Source organism: Microbacterium sp. NPDC088619, from assembly GCF_044752825.1.
Classification (GTDB): domain Bacteria; phylum Actinomycetota; class Actinomycetes; order Actinomycetales; family Microbacteriaceae; genus Microbacterium.
The window spans coordinates 2,406,414-2,423,242 of sequence record NZ_JBIVLZ010000001.1; the positions used below are offsets into that span (position 1 = coordinate 2,406,414).

Here is a 16,829-nt window from a genome sequence, read left to right on the forward strand (position 1 = left end):
AACTCTGCCACCGTCGCGACGGAATCCGCAGAGGCGGCGCGCGTTCAGTCGATCGGCACGCGATGGATGCCGAGGTCGGTGCGACCGGGCAGCAGATCCGCTCGCAGCGCTCGGGTGCCGTGATAGTCGCCGTCGCGCAGCCTGCGATACGGGCTGGTCGGTGATTCGTCGCCGATTCCGGCGAGCCGTTCGACCAGACGCGCGCTCTCGCGATCGATGGATCCCGAGTCCAGACCGTCGGCATCGTGGACCACATGAAGGTCGAGCGGCTCGATGCCGGTGTACCAGAGGGTGCCGTGGGTGAGCGGGAACATCAGCGAGTCCAGATCACCGCTGATGCCCCGTTCTCCGATGGAGCGGTCGTCCTCCCCGGCCGTGACGATCACGAGGGCCCGACGGCCGGCGAGCGGGCCCTCGCCGTAGCGCAGCGGAAGACCGGTCTCGGCATCCGCGGGGCCGTACGCGAACCCGTTCGTGAACACGCGGTCGAACCACCCCTTGAGGATCGCCGGCGGCCCGTACCACCACAGCGGGAACTGGAGCACGACGAGATCGGCGGCCGCGAGCTTGCGCTGCTCCTCGGTCACATCCGGCGGCAGCTGCCCTGCGGCATACGCCTCACCCATGAGATCGACGACGTTGCCCTCCCTGCCGAGGGGCTCGCCCAGGTCCGGGGCCGCGAGAACGGGGTCGAACCGCTGAGCGTAGAGATCCGTGATCTCGACGTCGTGGTCGCGCGAGAGCGCTTCGACTCCGTCGCGGAACAGTCGGGCGTTGAACGAGTTCTCCTGCGGGTGGGCATGGATCCAGTGGACGGTCGGGCGTGATGCTGACACGGATGGCCTTTCTTTCAGCGGGCGGTGTGCGCCGGGTTGTCAGGGGTGCGCCGCCACAGCGGGAGGAGCGCCGCGGCGACGACCGCCCCGGCCGCGACGAGGAGGGCGACGACGAAACCGCGAGACCCGACGATCGAGGCGATCGTGCCGAGCACGGCGATGCCGAGACCGCCGCCGAGGGCGAAGCCGACCTCTTGGATCGCCCCCACCTGCCCGGCGTCGTCCTCTGTCGTCACGTCGAAGAGAGTCGTCGCGGCGAGTGTCGCCGCGACCCCGAAGCCCACACCGACGAGCACGAGCGGGATCGCGACGAGATCGACCCCCGTCGACAGCCAGACGAGTCCCACCCCCTGCACCACGAGAGCGAGCACTGTGAGCGTCGGCGAGCTCAGCCACCGCAGGAGCAGTGGGGCGAGCACCCCGCCGAGCGCGATCGCCACCGCCTGCGGAAGGATGGCGACTCCGGCTTCGGCCGCGCTGAACCCTCTGGCATCCTGCAGGTGCAGGCTCACCAGGAGAACGGATGCCGTCGACACGCCACCGCTCGCCACGATGCGCACGATCGCCGGACTGAACCCCGGCACTCCGAAGAGCCTCATGTCGATGAGGGGTTCGGCGAGGGCCCGCTGGCGGCGGATGAAGAACACGAGCGTCACGACCGCGAGCACTCCGGCGATCGTGGCGGGTACCGGAGCCGCGAGAACCTCGTGCAGGGCGAAGACGAGGGCACCGAGCGCGATGATCGACGACACGATGCTGAGGACGTCCCACGACGGCCGCCGGGAGCTGCGGGAGTCGGGCACGAGCCAGATCGCGAGCACACAGGCGACGACCGCGAGCGGCACACTCCCCAGCAGCAGCCAGCGCCACCCGGGTCCCTCCGTGACGAGGCCGCCGAGCACGGGGCCGAGTGCGCTGCCCGCGCCGAAGGTCGCGGTCCACAGTCCGTATGCCAGCACCCGCTGCCGTGCGTGATAGTGCGCCCCGATGGTGGCGACGACGCCCGCGACGACGAAGGCCTCGGCCACTCCGAGCAGCGCCCGCACGACGATCAGCAGCATCCCGTCCTGCGCGAATCCGCCCACCAGGTTGAGCACGGCGAAGCCGGCGAGGCCGAGGAGCACGATCCGCTTGCGGCCGAACGCGTCGCCGATGCGGGCGGCGATGATGAGGGTCGCCGCCAACGAGAGCGCGTAGATGTCGACGAGCCACAGCGCGCCGCTGTCACTGAGCGTGAGGTCGCCGCGGATCGCGGGCAGCGCGGTCGACATGCTGCTGATCGCGAGCGCCCCGATCAGGATGCCGAGAAGCAGGGGGATCATCGCGAGCCACGGATGCAGGGCCGCGCGCGGACGGGCGGATGCCGTGGGGGTGGGGAAGGTCACCGCCTCAGTCTTGTGGCTGAGTACACTTCAGACAAGTACGGTCATTCCGGGTACATAGTGACCAGGTGGATACTATGGACGGGAACGGAAGGCGGACCATGAGGGAGAAGACGGAGCGCATCGTCCGGGAGTGGGGCGACGCCTGCGACGCGGAGGTCTCGATCGCAGTGCTCGGCGGGGCCTGGAAGCCCAGCATCCTGAGCCTTCTCGGCGAGCATGAGGTGCTGCGATTCGGCGAACTCAGCCGGCTGCTCGACGAGCCGACCGCTCGCGTGCTCACCCGTCAGCTGCGCGAGCTCGAGGACGACGGACTGCTCATCCGCACGGTCTACCGGCAGGTCCCGCCCAAGGTCGAATACCGGCTGAGCGACCTGGGTCGGGGATCGATGCCGCTCGTCCAGGCTCTGACCGACTGGGGCGGCGGATACGCGGCGCACCAGCGGCGCGAACTCGAACGGCTCGCCGCCGAGCCCGAGGCTCTGGACGCCGCCGTCGCGCACTGACTCTCCTCGCGTCCGAAACAGCCGACACGCCGCCGATAGACTGGGAAGCATGTCCAAGGTCCTCCAGTCACTTCCCGTCGGCGAGCGCGTCGGCATCGCCTTCTCCGGAGGACTCGACACCTCCGTCGCCGTCGCGTGGATGCGCGACAAGGGCGCCGTCCCCTACACGTACACCGGTGATCTCGGACAGTACGACGAAGACGACATCGAGTCGATCCCGGGCCGCGCGCTCGAGTACGGCGCCGAGGCCTCGCGCCTGGTCGACTGCAAGACCGCTCTGGTCGAAGAGGGTCTGGTCGCGCTGTCGTGCGGCGCCTTCCACATCCGCTCGGGCGGGCGGACGTACTTCAACACCACTCCTCTCGGCCGCGCCGTCACCGGCACGCTGCTCGTGCGCGCCATGAAGGAAGACGGCGTCGACATCTGGGGCGACGGATCGACCTACAAGGGCAACGACATCGAGCGGTTCTACCGCTACGGCCTGCTGGCCAACCCGCGCCTGCGCGTGTACAAGCCCTGGCTCGACGCCGACTTCGTCACCGAGCTCGGCGGCCGCAAGGAGATGAGCGAATGGCTCGTCGCCCATGACTTCCCCTACCGCGATTCGGTCGAGAAGGCGTACTCGACCGACGCCAACATCTGGGGTGCCACCCACGAGGCCAAGACCCTCGAGCACCTCGACGTCTCGCTCGAGACCGTCGACCCCATCATGGGCGTCAAGTTCTGGGACCCTTCGGTCGCGATCGAGACGGAGGACGTCTCCGTCACGTTCGAAGCCGGCCGCCCCGTCGCACTCAACGGCGTCGAGTACACCGATCCGGTCGCGCTGGTGCAGGAGGCGAACACCATCGGCGGACGCCACGGCCTGGGCATGAGCGACCAGATCGAGAATCGCATCATCGAGGCGAAGTCGCGCGGCATCTACGAGGCTCCGGCCATGGCGCTGCTCTTCATCGCCTACGAGCGCCTCGTCAACGGCATCCTGAACGAAGACACCCTGGCGACGTACCACGAGCAGGGTCGCCGTCTCGGCCGCCTCATGTACGAGGGACGCTGGCTCGAGCCGCAGTCGCTCATGCTGCGCGAGTCGATCCAGCGCTGGGTCGGCCTCACGATCTCGGGCACCGTCACGATCCGCCTGCGCCGCGGTGACGACTGGACGATCCTCGACACCACCTCGCCGAACCTGTCGTACGGACCGGAGAAGCTCTCGATGGAGCGCGTCGGCGATGCCGCCTTCGGCCCGGTCGACCGCATCGGACAGCTGACCATGCGCAACCTCGACATCGCCGACTCGCGCTCGCGCCTCGAGCAGTACGCGGGTCTCGGCCTCATCGGCGGCGCGACGGGCGAGCTCGTCGGACGCGTCACGGCCGGCGAGTCGGGCGAGATCACGGGTTCCGTCGAAGAGGTCGACGAGAACCTGGCGGATGCGGTGGACAACGCATCCGAGGGCGCGGCCTTCGACTCCGGGCTCGACTGACACTCTCGGTTCTTGTGGAGGGGGCGGATGCTGCGGCATCCGCCCCCTTTTCTGTCTGTGCACGCCGTGTCCGCTCCATAACTCCGGAGATCGGTGCTCGGTGCTCGGCGCAGACCCTGTGAGTCTTCCGAGTTATCTTGCACACTCATGTGCACATTAACTACGATGGACACATGACCACCCGTCCTCCCCGCCGCGACTCCGTCGAGAACCGCGCCGGAATCCTCGACGCGGCTCGCGCCACTCTCGCCTCCGACCCCCGCGCGTCGATCGATGTCATCGCACGCAACGCCGGGCTCTCCCGCCGCACTCTCTACGGCCACTTCGACGATCGCGAGGCTCTGATCCGCGAGCTGATCTCGGTCGGAGCGCAGCGCTTCAACGCGATCGCCGAGTCCGTGACCGACGGAGACTCGCGCATCGCGTTGGCCCGCCTCGCCGCCCGTCTCTGGCAGGAGGCCGCGCACGTGCAGATCGCCGCGGCTCTCGCCCTCGACGAGGCCCACGTTCAGCACACCGCCGACGCCCTCGCCCCGCTCCGTCGCACCGTCGCCGCCCTCGCGCGTCGCGGGCAGGAGGACGGCAGCTTCCGCACAGACCTCCCAGCCCCGACGCTCGCCCGACTCATCGAAGAGGTCGCGCGCACGGTCGTCTCGCGCACGGATGCCAGCAGCACCGGCGCCGCCGGTCTCGCGGTGCGCACGTTGCTCAGCATCGCCGGACTCTCCTGGCGCGAGGCCGATGAGCTGCTGAGCGCGCACCCCGACATCGTCGAATCTCAGGAGGTCAGCGCATGAGAGTCACTCTGCACGAGGTGAGCAAAGGGCGCGGCGGGCAGTCACTGCCGACGACGAGCCTCGAATACCACAGCGGAGCGGTGCGCTTCGCCCTCGCCGAGACCGAACAGCGCCCGACCGTGCTCGGCCTGATCGCCAGCGGACGCATGCGGCCCGACACCGGGCGCGTGACGATCGACGGCGACTCGAACAACAGAGCGCTGCGCCGCACCATCGCGCTCGTGGACGCCCCCGATGTCAGCGACCCCCACGCCGACATCGCCCTCTCCGGCGTGGTGGGCGAAGAGCTCATGTTCGCCGGCGTCGGCGCCACTCCTCTGCACGCTCGTCGGTGGTTGAATCAGCTCGGATTCGGCGAGCTCGCCGGAGTGCCGATCGGCAACGTCGACCCGGCTGCACGGGTGCGCATCCTCTGTGAACTCGCGATCCTCCGCGAGGGCACCGAAGGCATCGTGCTCGTCTCGCCCGACCGTCACGGCGGCAGCCCGGACGGCTGGTGGCGCATCGCGTCGGAGTTCGCCGATCGCGGCTACGCCATGCTCGTCGTCATCGGCGGATCCGCCGCGGTCGCCCTCGAACGCATGCACGAGCTCGAGGCGATCAACGCCTCCGGCCCGATCGAGCCCCTCGTGCTCGACCGGCCGGGCGACGAGGCCGCATCCGCATCCGCATCACTGTCCGAGGCTGCATCCGCATCCGCATCCCTGTCCGAGGCTGCATCCGCACCTGAATCGACTCCCGACGCGCAGCCGGAAAGCCCAGACGATCCGCTCGAAGCGCCGCGTGTCGACGACCAACACGCCGAGGTCGCGCCAGAGGCTCTGGGTTCTCCGGACCAGGGTGACCAGGGTGACCCTGGCGCGCCGAGCGAGGCCCCCGAAGCCGACCACGACGGCACGCCCGCCACAGACACCGACACGGACACCGACACCGACACAGACACCGAACAGAACGGAGGCGAGCGATGAAGGTTCCCGCCATGATCGCCGCCGAGCTGCGGCGCCTCACTGCGAGCAAGATGGGCATCATCGCCCTGATCGCGCTCGTGTGCGTGCCGATCCTCTACGGCGGCCTGTATCTCTGGGCCAACCAGGACCCGTATGCGAAGTTCCCCGAGGTGCCGGTGGCGCTGGTCGTCGACGACGCCGGGGCCCCCGAACCCACCACCGGGACGGATGCCGCGACCGGTGAGACCGTGAACTACGGCGAGGACGTCGCTGAGAACCTCATCGACGGCAACGCCTTCGACTGGCAGCGCATGTCCTCCGGTGAGGCCGCAGACGCGTTGCGCGAGGGCACGGTCGACTTCACGGTCACGATCCCGACCGACTTCTCTGCGGCGTTGACCTCGGCCGCGGGCGACGACCCGCACCAGGCGCGCATCGAGCTCGAGACCAACGACGCGAACAACTATCTCGCGTCGTCCATGGGCACACAGGCGGTCGAGAAGATCCGCAGCTCGGTGGCCGAGATGGTCGGCAGCGAGGCCGCCGAGCGCCTGCTCACCGGACTCAGCGAGGTGCGCGACAACCTCGTCACCGCTGTCGACGGGGCGAGCCAGCTCACGGATGGCGCCAACACCGCGGCGACCGGCAGCGCCACGCTCGCCGACGGCACATCTCAGCTCGCCGCCGGCACCTCTCAGCTCGCGGGCGGAACGTCGGAGCTGGCGGGCGGCGCGGCTCAGCTCGCCGGTGGCGCGGCGACTCTGGCGTCGGGGGCTCAGCAGGTCAGTGACGGCAACCGGCAGCTGGCCGACGTCGCCGACCGCGCCGGGTCGGCTGTGCAGCAGGCGACGGATGCTCTGCCCCAGGCACGCCAGGACATCGCGACGGTCCTCACGGATCAGGGCCTGACGCAGGAGCAGATCGATCGGGTCCTCGCGACCCTCGATCCGCTCGGGACCCGGCTGCAGGAGGGCAACTCGACCGTGCAGAACGCGGTCGACAAGGTCGACCAGCTCGCCGCCGGAGCCGAGTCGGTGGCATCCGGCGCCTCGCAGCTCGCCAGCGGCTCGCAGACGCTCGCCAGCGGCGCTCAGACCGTCGCCAGTGGCGCGCAGACCGTCGCCACGGGAGCGGCGGCCGCGAACGACGGCGCGACCCAACTGCGCGATGGACTCGGCATCCTCGCGTCGGGCACCGCCGAGCTGCGCGACGGGCTCTCGGACGGCGTCGCGCAGATCCCCGTCTCGACGCCCGATCTGCGCACGCTGCAGGCCGACACCATCGCGGATCCCGTCAAGGTCTCGAGCGACAAGGTCGCGTCGGCCGAGGACTACGGCGCAGGCCTCGCACCGTTCTTCGCCGCCCTGTCGGCCTGGATCGGCATCTACGCGCTGTTCCTCATCGTCAAACCGATCTCGCGTCGTGCCGTGACCGCACTGCACTCCCCGGTCCGGGTGACCCTGGCCGGCTGGCTGACTCCGGCGATGCTGGGGGCGGTGCAGATGGTCGGCCTGATGGGCATCCTCGCGATCACCTTGGACTTCACGTTCAACAACCCCATCGGCACGCTGGGCGTGATGATCTTCGCGTCGGCGACGTTCGCCGCGATCATCCTCACGTTGAACGTCTGGCTCGGCTCCGTCGGGCAGTTCTTGGGTCTCGTGCTCATGGTGCTGCAGCTCGTCACCGCGGGCGGCACCTTCCCCTGGCAGACGCTCCCCGCCCCGCTGGCCGCGCTGCACCATGTGCTGCCGCTCGGCTACGTCGTCGACGCCATGCGACAGCTCATGTACGGAGGCAACCTCGGCAGGGCCGGATGGGATCTCGTCGTGCTCGGGATCTGGCTCGTCGGAGCGCTGCTGCTCGCCGCCATCGGGGTGACGCGCATGACGCACCGGCGCACGCTGCGCGATCTGCAGCCGAGTCTGATCGGCTGACACCGCGGGCGGGGGGCGAGAACTCCCCCCGCCCGCAGCATCATTGTGGGTAGTATTCCGGAAGCGTCTCCTGAGACGCACTCTGGGACTCTCTGGGACTGAGTTCCGCCATGCCACCCGAAAGAGTTCTCGAAGATGACAACCCATTCGACCGAGACCGCCGACGCGTCGCGCCTTTCCCTGGGTGCCCGTATCGGCCGCATCGTCTTCCTCGTCGTCGCAGCCGTCGTGGTGATCGCTGTCGCCGCCGCCTTCTTCGTGACCTGGACCATCCAGCGGTCCTTCGCGCAGACCGAGGGCACACTGCCGCTCGAGGGCCTGCAGTCCGAGGTCACGGTGCAGCGCGACGACCGCGGCATCCCGACCATCACAGCCGACTCGTCGCACGACCTCTTCTACGCCGAGGGATTCGTGCACGCGCAGGACCGCTTCTTCGAGATGGACTTCCGGCGACACGTCACGGCCGGGCGCGTGGCCGAGATGTTCGGCGAATCGCAGGCCGGAACGGACGCCTTTCTGCGCACCCTCGGCTGGCGCAAGGTCGCCGAGGCCGAGGTCGAGGCGATGGACGACGTCACTCGCGGGTACTATGAGTCCTACGCCGACGGAGTCAACGCCTACCTCTCGTCACGTTCGGGTGCCGAGCTGTCGCTCGAATATGCCGTTCTCGGAATACAGAACCCCGAGTACGCGCCCGAACCCTGGGAGCCCGCCGATTCGGTCGCGTGGTTGAAGGCGATGGCCTGGGACCTCCGCGGCAACATCGAGGACGAGTCCGAGCGAGCGCTGCTCGCCGCGCAGCTCTCGGACAGCTCCGATGCGACGGGGATCACCACGACTCTCGATGAGCTCTACCCCGCGTATCCGTTCGACGAGCACCCGGTGATCGTCCCTGAGATCTCGACGCCGACTCTCGAGACCGGTGCCGAGCCTGCCTCGTTCACGACCGACTCGAACGACGACGAGATGCAGCAGGCCGCGACGACGATCGAGTGGCAGGGAGCATCCGACGTGATCGAAGCCGCGAGCCTGCTCGTCGGCGACGTCGGCGAGGGCATCGGGTCGAATTCCTGGGTGGTGTCCGGAGACCTCACAGAGACCGGCATGCCGCTGCTCGCCAACGACCCGCACCTGGGCGCATCGCTCCCCTCGGTCTGGTACCAGGTGCAGCTGCGCTGCAGCGAGGTCACCGACGAATGCCCGTTCGACATGGGCGGCTTCTCGTTCTCGGGACTCCCCGGCATCGTGATCGGCCACAACCAGCAGATCGCCTGGGGATTCACCAACCTGACCACGGACGTCACCGATCTCTATGTCGAGCGGATCGAGGGCGACCAGTACTGGCGCGACGGGGCGCTGGTGCCGATCGAGGAGACCACCGAGACGATCAAGGTGGCCGGAGGCGACGACATCGACCTCACGATCCGGTCGACCGTGCACGGGCCGATCATCTCGGGTCTCACAGACGACTTCACCGCGATCGCCGAAGACCCTGAGCCGGGCCTCACCGGCGGTGGCGCCACGGGTGCGGCACCCACAGGCGATGCCTCCGAATACGCGGTCAGTCTGCGCTGGACCGCGCTCGACCCCGGCACGGCCGCCACGGCGATCTTCGCGCTGTCATCCGCCCAGGACTTCGAGGAGTTCCGCTCGGCCGCGGCCCTGTTCGATGTGCCGGCACAGAACCTCATCTATGCGGATGTCGAGGGCAACATCGGCTACCAGACACCCGGACGCCTGCCCGTGCGAGGAGCCGGCGACGGATGGATGCCGCAGCCCGGGTGGGACAGCAGCTACGACTGGACCGGGTTCATCCCCTTCGACGAGCTTCCGGTGTCGTACAACCCCGAGTCCGGCTACATCGTGACCGCGAACAACGCGATCGTCACCGACGACTACCCCTACTTCCTCTCGCGGGACTGGGACTACGGCTACCGCGCGGATCGCATCGCGCACCTGATCGAACGACGAGCCGCCGCGGCCTCGCTCACCGCTCAGGACATGCGCGAGATCCAGATGGACAGCGAGATGTGGATCGGCAAGCGACTCGCCTCCGCGATGGACGAGGTCGAGGTGAAGGGCGCAGGAACCGCGGATGCCGTGGCCCTGCTGCGCTCGTGGGACGCGCAGAACGACGCGGCATCCCCTGCCGCCGCCTACGCGAACGTGCTCTGGTCGAACCTCGTGCAGAACCTGTTCGCCGAACGCGACCAGCCTCTGCCGATCGACGGCCAAGGTCGCCTCTTCACCGTCGTCGCCGATCTGTTCGACGACCCCTCCGATCCCCTCTGGACGAACGCGGCCATCGAGGTCGAGAGCATGGACGAGATGCTGGCGCTGTCTGCAGAAGAGGCATACGACGAGCTCTCGGCCCTGCAGGGCGAAGCGGTCACAGGGTGGAGATGGGGCGATCTGCACGCGATCACCCTCACGAGCGACACCCTCGGGTCGTCCGGCATCACCCCGATCGAGATGCTCTTCAATCGCGGCCCCTACGCCGTCGGCGGCGGCGCCTCGGTGGTCAACGCGACCGGCTGGGAGCTCGGTGCCTCCTATGCCACGACCACCGTGCCGTCGATGCGGATGGTCGTCGACCTGGCAGATCTCGACGCCTCGACCTGGATCCACCTCACCGGGGCATCGGGTCACGCGTTCGACGAGCACTACGTCGATCAGACCGCCGACTGGGTGGCCGGTGCGCAGAAGCCGTGGGCGTTCTCCGACAAGGCGGTCGACGCGGCGACACGGCACACCCTGCTGCTGACACCGGCCGGGTAGCTCTGCACGGCCACGGGTCGGAGTGCGCGTCAGGCGGTCGCGGCGGTCGCTGCGGATCCTGCTGCGCGGCGTGCGATCGCCCAGATGCCCACCGCGGCGGCGAGGAAGATCGCCGCCAGCACCGCCCAGCCCGCGAATCCGAATGTGATCGCGGTGGCGTTCACCACGATCGGCGACGCGAGGGCTCCGAGTGAGAAGCCCATGCCGAACACCCCCTGGTAGGCACCGGCCCGCACCGGGTCGGCGAGCTCGAAGCTGAGTCCCCACGCGCCTGCCTGCGACAGGATCTCGGCGAACGTGTGCGCGATCATGCCGACGATGAGGATGACGATCGCCGCCCACGCCGGAAGGCCCGCGGCGAGCGCGTAGATCAGGCAGGCCGCGACCATGAGCCACCCTGCGATCATCGTCACCCTTCCCGCGGTCCGGAGGTCGTGTGTGCCGCGAGAGGCCCGCACCTGGAACAGCACGACCAGCGCGGTGTTGACGATCAGGAGCACCGCGAACGTGGCATCCGGGGCATTCGTGTACTCGCTGATCCAGAGCGGCACTCCGAGCTCAGCGACCCCGAACTGCATTCCGAAGACCGCCGAGAGGCCGCTCAGCAGCAGGTAGCGCGGGTCACGCCACGGCGAGCGACGGTTCCAGTCCCTGCGTTCGGCGGATGCCGCGGCCGTCGCCTGCGTGTCGATGGACCCCGTCTCCGTGAGCGAGGTCGTGACCCGACTGCGTGCAGGCGCGTCGACCGCCGATGTCAGGCGAAGGAGCGAGAGCGAGCCGAGTGCGCAGACGGCCCCCGCGCCGGCGATCACGGCCCGGTAGGCCTCGGGGGTGCCCAGCGCCAGGGCTACCGCGCCGAAGCCCGAGCCCGCCGCGATCGCGAGGTTCGTGACGGTGCGCAGCACGGCTCGGGCGTGCACCCGTCTGTCCGATGCGAACCCTCGCGCGATGATCGCCGACCGGGCCGAGTATCCGAGCGAGTCGAAGAAGCCCGAGAGGCTGGCGAGCAGAAGCGCCGAGAGGAAATCTCCGACGAACGCATAGGCGGCGAGCAGCACGCCGCCGGCCATCTCGAAGCCGAACGCGAGGCGTCGCGCGCTCCACCGATCAGCGAGCCAGCCACCGAGCAGCGAACCCACGACACCGCATCCGCTCGACACCGCGAGCACCACCGCGGCCTGGGCGGGTGAGAGACCGATGATCTGCGTGAAGAACAGCACCGTGACCGCGAGGAAGACACCACGGCCGATGCGCGACACGGCGGTCGCTGCGACCAAAGCCCGCAGCACCGGATCGCTCAATCCGTCCGCGATGCGTGCGAGGAACCCCTTCGCCGGAGGTTCCGTCTTGCCCCCCGTCTCGATCTGATCTGGATCGGGGTGGGACGAGGACACCCTTCATCCTCGCACGGCGCGCACTCGCAGCTCGCCGCACATCGGCATACGACGCGGGGAATCGGGTTAGCCCCAGTGTGCTCACTCGGTTAGCGTTGGTGGGTGGTCTCCAGCTATCTCGCCCCGAAGGGCACCCCCGTCACCCTGCTCGAGTTCGAGCACGCAGGGGCGACGCTCATCGCAGAGACCTTCGGCGAGGGCCCCCGCACGTTCCTGCTGCTGCACGGCATCGGCATGGGGCGCAGCGTCTACCTCGATGTCGTCCAGCGACTGCGGGGCCGGGTCATCGCACTCGACCTGCCCGGGTTCGGTGAGGCACCCGAACCCGCGCGCACCTTCACCATGGAACGCCATGCCGACCTCGTCGCCGCCTATCTCCGGCATGCCGGCGAGGGTCCTGTCGTCGCGATCGGCCACTCGATGGGCAGCCAGATCGCCGCAGAGCTCGCCGCTCGGCATCCGGCACTCGTCGAGGGCGTCGTGCTCGCCGGCCCCACCGTCAACAAAGCGGCCCGCAACGTCGCCGCGCAGGCGAGCTACCTGCTCACCGACCTGGTCGGCGAACGGCCGCTGGTGATCTGGCGTGGCGCCAGGGAGTACCTCCGGGGCGGCCCGCACCTCATCCGAAAGATCCGTGCGACCATCGTGCACCAGCCCGAGAAGGCGTTCGCGCGCATCGATCAGCCGGTGCTGGTGCTCAGAGGGGAAGACGACCCGCTCGCACCCATGAGCTGGTGCCAGGAGATCATCGACGAGATCCCGGGCGCCGATCTGCGGGTCATCCCCTACCACGGTCACGGCACGCTGATCAGCGACTCCGAGCCGGCGGCCCGCCTGATCCAGAGCTTCGCCGACAACCTCTGATCCGCCCCCATCGGCGCGGGTCGGCCTCAGCGCAGCGGCGGGGGTGTCGTCGGAAGCAGCAGCGCGTTGCGGCGCGACCGCGTCAGCAGCAGGACGAATGCTCCCAGACCGCCGAAAAGCACGGCGAAGACGATGCCGAACGCGATCAGGAACCCGGCGACGAGGTTCTGCTGCATGATGCTTCCGGCCACCGCGACCACCGCACCGATCACCGCAAGGCCGGCGACGCACCAGCCGACGATCATCGACGTGAGGTAACCGCGAGGCCCGGCGTGCCCTGGGCGTGGGCCGAACTTCGTTCCGAGGTACCAGCTCCAGCGAGAACCTGTCCACCAGCGGCTGGCCTGCCCTGTCACCGGATACCACCCGGCATCCGGCCCGTCGACCTCGCCGGGCAACGGCTGCACGGACGCGTCGACGAACGGCGCCGACTGCGGGGCGGGAAGTCTGCGCAGGGCGCGCGTGTGCGCGGCGCCGAGGATCCAGATCACGGCCACCGACATCAGGATCACGGGAAGCGCGAAGCTGCCCGGGCTCTGTGAGATCACCGCCGCAGTCAACTGCAGCATGGCGAGCACGAGGAACACGATTCCGAACACCAGACCGACCACCGGCGGCTCGACCGCCAGGGCGTCGGGCCGCGGCTTGCCCTTGCGGACGCGGTACGGCGTCCACATCACACCGTCCCACCAGCGGACGTCCGGGGTTCCCGGCACCTGGTACCAGCCCATCGACAGGGTGGTCGGCGGCGCCGCCCGCTCATGTGCGGTCCACTGCACGCCGTCCCACCAGCGCTGCTGGCCGGGCGTTCCCGCGTCGTACCATCCCTGTGGTGCTGACATCGATCCGACTCCTTCTCAACCGGCGCCGGGCGGAGTCTGCTTCGAGTCGGCGAGTTCGTCGACGACCAGGCTGCGCTCGTCGGTCGTGCCGTTGCGATAGGCCTGCCGGCCGACGATGTGCGCTGACAGCGGGGCGGTGGCGAACTGCATCAGCACGATCGGCGCGACGAGCGCGAGCCCGATGAGGATTCCGCCGACGGTGCGCTGCGACAGGGCGATCGCGAGACAGATGAGGATCAGGCCGAGCACCTGGGGCTTCGTCGCGGCGTGCAGCCTCGACGGCACGTCACGGAACCGCAGCAGACCGACAGCAGCCGACAGGCAGAGGAGCGCACCGAGCAGGATCAGCACGAGGATGGCGACGTCGATCACGGCGTCGGGAATGGCGAGACCGAACACGTTCATGGGGTCGTGTTGTCCCTTCTGGCCACGAATCGGGCGACCGAGATCGAGCCGAAGACACCCACAGCGGCGATGATCAGCAGCACCGGGATGTTGCGGGTGTGGCCGTTGATCGCCATCTCGGCGCCGAGCACGCACATGACCTCGGTGAGCAGCACATCGGAGGCGACGGCCCGGTCGAGGATCGAGGGTCCTCGCACGATGCGGATGATCGTCAGGATGGCGGCCACCCCGAAGACGATCATGATCGCCAGCATCAGCACATTCATCGGGCACCTCCCCGGGTCGGTCCGCCGGCACGCGCCGCGCGTTCGTCGGCCTTGAGGGCACGGTACTGGTCGGGCGCGCCGAGCGCACGCACGACCCGTCGCTCCCAGCGCAGCACGTTCGCCCGCTGCGCCTCCACGTCGGCCAGGTTCCGCACCCCGATCACGTGCAGATACAGGATCTGGCGATCGCGGTCGGCCTCGACGATCAGCGATCCGGGGACCAGCGACGAGACCACCGACACGTGGGTCATGATGAGGTCGTCGGCGTACTTCAACGGCACCGCGATGATCGCCGCGCCGGGCTGACGGCGGAAGTCGAACACCTGCGCCGTGACCGACACCGCTCCGCGCAGGATCGCGAAGAGGAACTGCACCACGAACAGGGCGGCGAACCAGATGTTGATGCGACCGGAGAGCTCGACGGTCGGCAGCCGGAAGACGCGGGTGACGAACACTGCGACGACGAGACCCGAGATGAAGGCCAGCACCGTGAACTGGCTCCACAGCAGCATCCAGAGCACGACGAGCCACGCCAGGAACGGCAGCTGCACGCGGATGTCCCGCCAGAAATGGCGGCCGGTCTCGGTGGGGCTCATCCGTCGACCTCGTCTTCCAGCTGCACGAGGGTGACCGGGTCGAGCAGCGCCGCGCCGATGCGGTCGCACAGCGCGTAGAGCGGACCGGCGAACACGGTGAGCGCGATGGTGACGCCGACCATGCCGGCGGTGGCGACGGTCATGATCTTCGGGATGCGGCGACGCTCCTGCTGCTCATCGGCGGCTGGTGCGTTGCCGAGGTACGAGATGCGACCCTCGGTCTCGCTCGAGTCGTCCTCCTCGCGCCAGAACGCGAGGTTCCACGCGCGCATCAGCGCGTAGAGGGTGAGCAGCGAGGTGACGATCCCACCGAAGATCAGCACGATCATCAGCGGCGTGCCCACGGATGCCGCGGCTTCGAACAGCGCGAACTTTCCGATGAATCCGGAGAACGGCGGGAGCCCGCCCAGGTTGATCGCGGGGATGAAGTACAGCACCGCGATCACGGGCGCGACCTTGAGCAGGCCCTTCACCCGGAGGATCGAGGTGCTGCCCGCCCTGCGCTCGATGAGACCGACGGCGAGGAACAGCGTCGTCTGCACGATGATGTGGTGGACGATGTAGTACACCGTGGCGCCGATCGCCGCCGGAGTCGCTATCGCGAGACCGAAGATCATGTATCCGACATGGCTCACGAGCGTGAACGACAGGATTCGTTTGAGTTCGGCTTGCGCCACGGCGCCGAGCACGCCCACGATCATGGTCGCCAACGCGATGATCAACAGCACCGTGTCGATGCTGTTCTCGGCGAACAGCTGGGTCTCGGTGCGGATCAGCGCGTAGACGCCGACCTTCGTGAGCAGGCCCGCGAACACCGCGGTGACCGGCGCAGGGGCGGTCGGATACGAGTCCGGCAGCCAGAACGACACCGGGAAGATCGCGGCCTTGATGCCGAAGGCGATCACGAGCATCAGGTGCAGCACGAGCTGCGTCTCCTGCGGGAGCTCGGTCATGCGCTCGGCGATCTGCGCCATGTTCACAGTGCCGAGAGCCCCGTAGATCATCGCGATCGAGGCGAGGAACAGGATCGACGAGACCAGCGAGACGACGATGTAGACCGCTCCGGTGCGGATGCGGGACTCGGTGCTGCCGAGAGTTATCAGCACGTACGACGCCACGAGCAGGATCTCGAAGCCGACGTAGAGGTTGAACAGGTCGCCCGCGATGAAGGCGTTGAAGATGCCCGCGGCGAGGATCAGGTACGACGGGTTGAAGATCGAGATCGGCGTCTCATCGGTGCCGTCGGCCGCCCCCTGGCCGATCGAGAAGAGCAGAACGGCGAGCAGCACGATGCTCGAGATGAGCACGAGGAGAGCTGCGAGCCGGTCGACGTAGAGCACGATGCCGAACGGCACGGGCCATCCGCCGACCGATACCGCGAGCGGCTCTCCGGCATCGACGACGACCAGCAGGACGGCCGCGATCACCGAGACGATCGCGAGCGTCGCGACGGTGACGAAGGCCTGCAGGCGCGGATTGCGTCCGAAGATCAGGGTCACGGCCGCGCCGAGCAGCGGCAGGGCGACGAGCAGGGGGACGAGGGCGCTCATCGGCGGTCCTCCCCGTCGTCGGTGTGCTCAGGTGCGCTGTCATCGGATGCCGTGTCTGCCGCCGTGTCGCGAGCGGCGTCCGCGGCGTCGGTCTCGTGGGCGTCGGCCGCGTGAGTGTCGGAGTCCGTCCGGAATGCCGACGAGTCCCCCGAGTCCTCTGCGGCGCCATCGTCAGGCGGGGCCGATTCTCCGTCGAGGACGGATGCACCCGCTCCGGCATCCACGTCCGCTTCCGCATCCGCATCC

At 68.7% G+C, this 16,829-nt stretch carries 15 protein-coding genes; 7 read left to right on the forward strand and 8 right to left on the reverse strand.

Annotated features, from left to right (window positions below; genetic code table 11):
• Nucleotides 1–44: 44 nt before the first annotated feature.
• Nucleotides 45–836 (reverse strand): NAD(P)H-dependent oxidoreductase, encoded by a 792-nt coding sequence (locus ACIP5T_RS11550; protein ID WP_400863236.1) that lies wholly within the window; start codon nt 834–836, stop codon nt 45–47.
• Between the two features lie 14 nt (nt 837–850).
• The gene (locus ACIP5T_RS11555) at nt 851–2,221 is read right to left on the reverse strand and encodes an MFS transporter (RefSeq protein ID WP_400863237.1); all 1,371 of its coding nucleotides are present in this window, start codon (nt 2,219–2,221) and stop codon (nt 851–853) included.
• A 98-nt stretch (nt 2,222–2,319) separates the two neighbouring features.
• On the opposite strand from ACIP5T_RS11555, the gene ACIP5T_RS11560 reads away from it, so the two are divergent.
• The 6 genes from ACIP5T_RS11560 (at nt 2,320) to ACIP5T_RS11585 (ending at nt 10,666) form a co-directional block, all read left to right on the forward strand.
• Nucleotides 2,320–2,724: a winged helix-turn-helix transcriptional regulator gene (locus tag ACIP5T_RS11560; RefSeq protein WP_400863238.1), complete on the forward strand. Its 405-nt coding sequence runs from the start codon at nt 2,320–2,322 to the stop codon at nt 2,722–2,724.
• Nucleotides 2,725–2,773: 49 nt separating this feature from the next.
• Entirely contained in the window at nt 2,774–4,207 is a 1,434-nt protein-coding gene (gene argG / locus ACIP5T_RS11565) for an argininosuccinate synthase (protein ID WP_400863240.1), read from the forward strand.
• A 173-nt stretch (nt 4,208–4,380) separates the two neighbouring features.
• Nucleotides 4,381–5,004, forward strand: coding sequence for a TetR/AcrR family transcriptional regulator (locus ACIP5T_RS11570; protein ID WP_400863242.1), 624 nt, complete (start codon nt 4,381–4,383; stop codon nt 5,002–5,004).
• Nucleotides 5,001–5,972 (forward strand): hypothetical protein, encoded by a 972-nt coding sequence (locus ACIP5T_RS11575; protein WP_400863243.1) that lies wholly within the window; start codon nt 5,001–5,003, stop codon nt 5,970–5,972. Before ACIP5T_RS11570 ends, ACIP5T_RS11575 begins: the two co-directional genes overlap by 4 nt.
• Nucleotides 5,969–7,888, forward strand: a complete 1,920-nt coding sequence (locus tag ACIP5T_RS11580; RefSeq protein WP_400863245.1) for a YhgE/Pip family protein — start codon at nt 5,969–5,971, stop codon at nt 7,886–7,888. Before ACIP5T_RS11575 ends, ACIP5T_RS11580 begins: the two co-directional genes overlap by 4 nt.
• Before the next feature lie 135 nt (nt 7,889–8,023).
• Entirely contained in the window at nt 8,024–10,666 is a 2,643-nt protein-coding gene (locus ACIP5T_RS11585; RefSeq protein ID WP_400863246.1) for a penicillin acylase family protein, read from the forward strand.
• 29 nt (nt 10,667–10,695) lie between these two features.
• Here the strand turns inward: ACIP5T_RS11585 and ACIP5T_RS11590 are convergent, their stop codons facing one another.
• Nucleotides 10,696–12,060 (reverse strand): MFS transporter, encoded by a 1,365-nt coding sequence (locus tag ACIP5T_RS11590; protein WP_400863248.1) that lies wholly within the window; start codon nt 12,058–12,060, stop codon nt 10,696–10,698.
• Nucleotides 12,061–12,162: 102 nt separating this feature from the next.
• Between ACIP5T_RS11590 and ACIP5T_RS11595 the strand changes: the two genes are divergently transcribed.
• The gene (locus ACIP5T_RS11595; protein ID WP_400863249.1) at nt 12,163–12,924 is read left to right on the forward strand and encodes an alpha/beta fold hydrolase; all 762 of its coding nucleotides are present in this window, start codon (nt 12,163–12,165) and stop codon (nt 12,922–12,924) included.
• Nucleotides 12,925–12,950: 26 nt separating this feature from the next.
• On the opposite strand, the gene ACIP5T_RS11600 is transcribed toward ACIP5T_RS11595, so the two are convergent.
• The 5 genes from ACIP5T_RS11600 to ACIP5T_RS11620 are packed head-to-tail and all read right to left on the reverse strand — an operon-like array spanning nt 12,951 to nt 16,583.
• A complete protein-coding gene (locus ACIP5T_RS11600; RefSeq protein ID WP_400863251.1) occupies nt 12,951–13,766 on the reverse strand; it encodes a DUF2510 domain-containing protein in 816 nt (271 codons plus the stop codon).
• A 15-nt stretch (nt 13,767–13,781) separates the two neighbouring features.
• The gene (gene mnhG / locus ACIP5T_RS11605) at nt 13,782–14,171 is read right to left on the reverse strand and encodes a monovalent cation/H(+) antiporter subunit G (RefSeq protein WP_400863252.1); all 390 of its coding nucleotides are present in this window, start codon (nt 14,169–14,171) and stop codon (nt 13,782–13,784) included.
• A complete protein-coding gene (locus ACIP5T_RS11610) occupies nt 14,168–14,437 on the reverse strand; it encodes a monovalent cation/H+ antiporter complex subunit F (RefSeq protein ID WP_400863253.1) in 270 nt (89 codons plus the stop codon). Before ACIP5T_RS11610 ends, mnhG begins: the two co-directional genes overlap by 4 nt.
• On the reverse strand, nt 14,434–15,033 hold the full coding sequence (locus ACIP5T_RS11615) for a Na+/H+ antiporter subunit E (protein ID WP_400863255.1): 600 nt from the start codon (nt 15,031–15,033) through the stop codon (nt 14,434–14,436). The genes ACIP5T_RS11610 and ACIP5T_RS11615 overlap by 4 nt, the downstream gene beginning before the upstream one ends.
• The gene (locus tag ACIP5T_RS11620) at nt 15,030–16,583 is read right to left on the reverse strand and encodes a Na+/H+ antiporter subunit D (protein ID WP_400863256.1); all 1,554 of its coding nucleotides are present in this window, start codon (nt 16,581–16,583) and stop codon (nt 15,030–15,032) included. Before ACIP5T_RS11620 ends, ACIP5T_RS11615 begins: the two co-directional genes overlap by 4 nt.
• Nucleotides 16,584–16,829 lie beyond the last annotated feature (246 nt).

Excerpts from the sequence above, each read along its gene's own strand:
- ACIP5T_RS11610 (WP_400863253.1), bottom strand. The coding sequence starts at position 14,437 with ATGAATGTGCTGATGCTGGCGATCATGATCGTCTTCGGGGTGGCCGCC.
- ACIP5T_RS11620 (WP_400863256.1), bottom strand. The coding sequence starts at position 16,583 with ATGAGCGCCCTCGTCCCCCTGCTCGTCGCCCTGCCGCTGCTCGGCGCG.
- ACIP5T_RS11615 (WP_400863255.1), bottom strand. The coding sequence starts at position 15,033 with ATGAGCCCCACCGAGACCGGCCGCCATTTCTGGCGGGACATCCGCGTG.
- ACIP5T_RS11560 (WP_400863238.1), top strand. The coding sequence starts at position 2,320 with ATGAGGGAGAAGACGGAGCGCATCGTCCGGGAGTGGGGCGACGCCTGC.
- ACIP5T_RS11585 (WP_400863246.1), top strand. The coding sequence starts at position 8,024 with ATGACAACCCATTCGACCGAGACCGCCGACGCGTCGCGCCTTTCCCTG.
- mnhG (WP_400863252.1), bottom strand. The coding sequence starts at position 14,171 with ATGAACGTGTTCGGTCTCGCCATTCCCGACGCCGTGATCGACGTCGCC.
- ACIP5T_RS11580 (WP_400863245.1), top strand. The coding sequence starts at position 5,969 with ATGAAGGTTCCCGCCATGATCGCCGCCGAGCTGCGGCGCCTCACTGCG.
- ACIP5T_RS11600 (WP_400863251.1), bottom strand. The coding sequence starts at position 13,766 with ATGTCAGCACCACAGGGATGGTACGACGCGGGAACGCCCGGCCAGCAG.
- argG (WP_400863240.1), top strand. The coding sequence starts at position 2,774 with ATGTCCAAGGTCCTCCAGTCACTTCCCGTCGGCGAGCGCGTCGGCATC.
- ACIP5T_RS11575 (WP_400863243.1), top strand. The coding sequence starts at position 5,001 with ATGAGAGTCACTCTGCACGAGGTGAGCAAAGGGCGCGGCGGGCAGTCA.
- ACIP5T_RS11570 (WP_400863242.1), top strand. The coding sequence starts at position 4,381 with ATGACCACCCGTCCTCCCCGCCGCGACTCCGTCGAGAACCGCGCCGGA.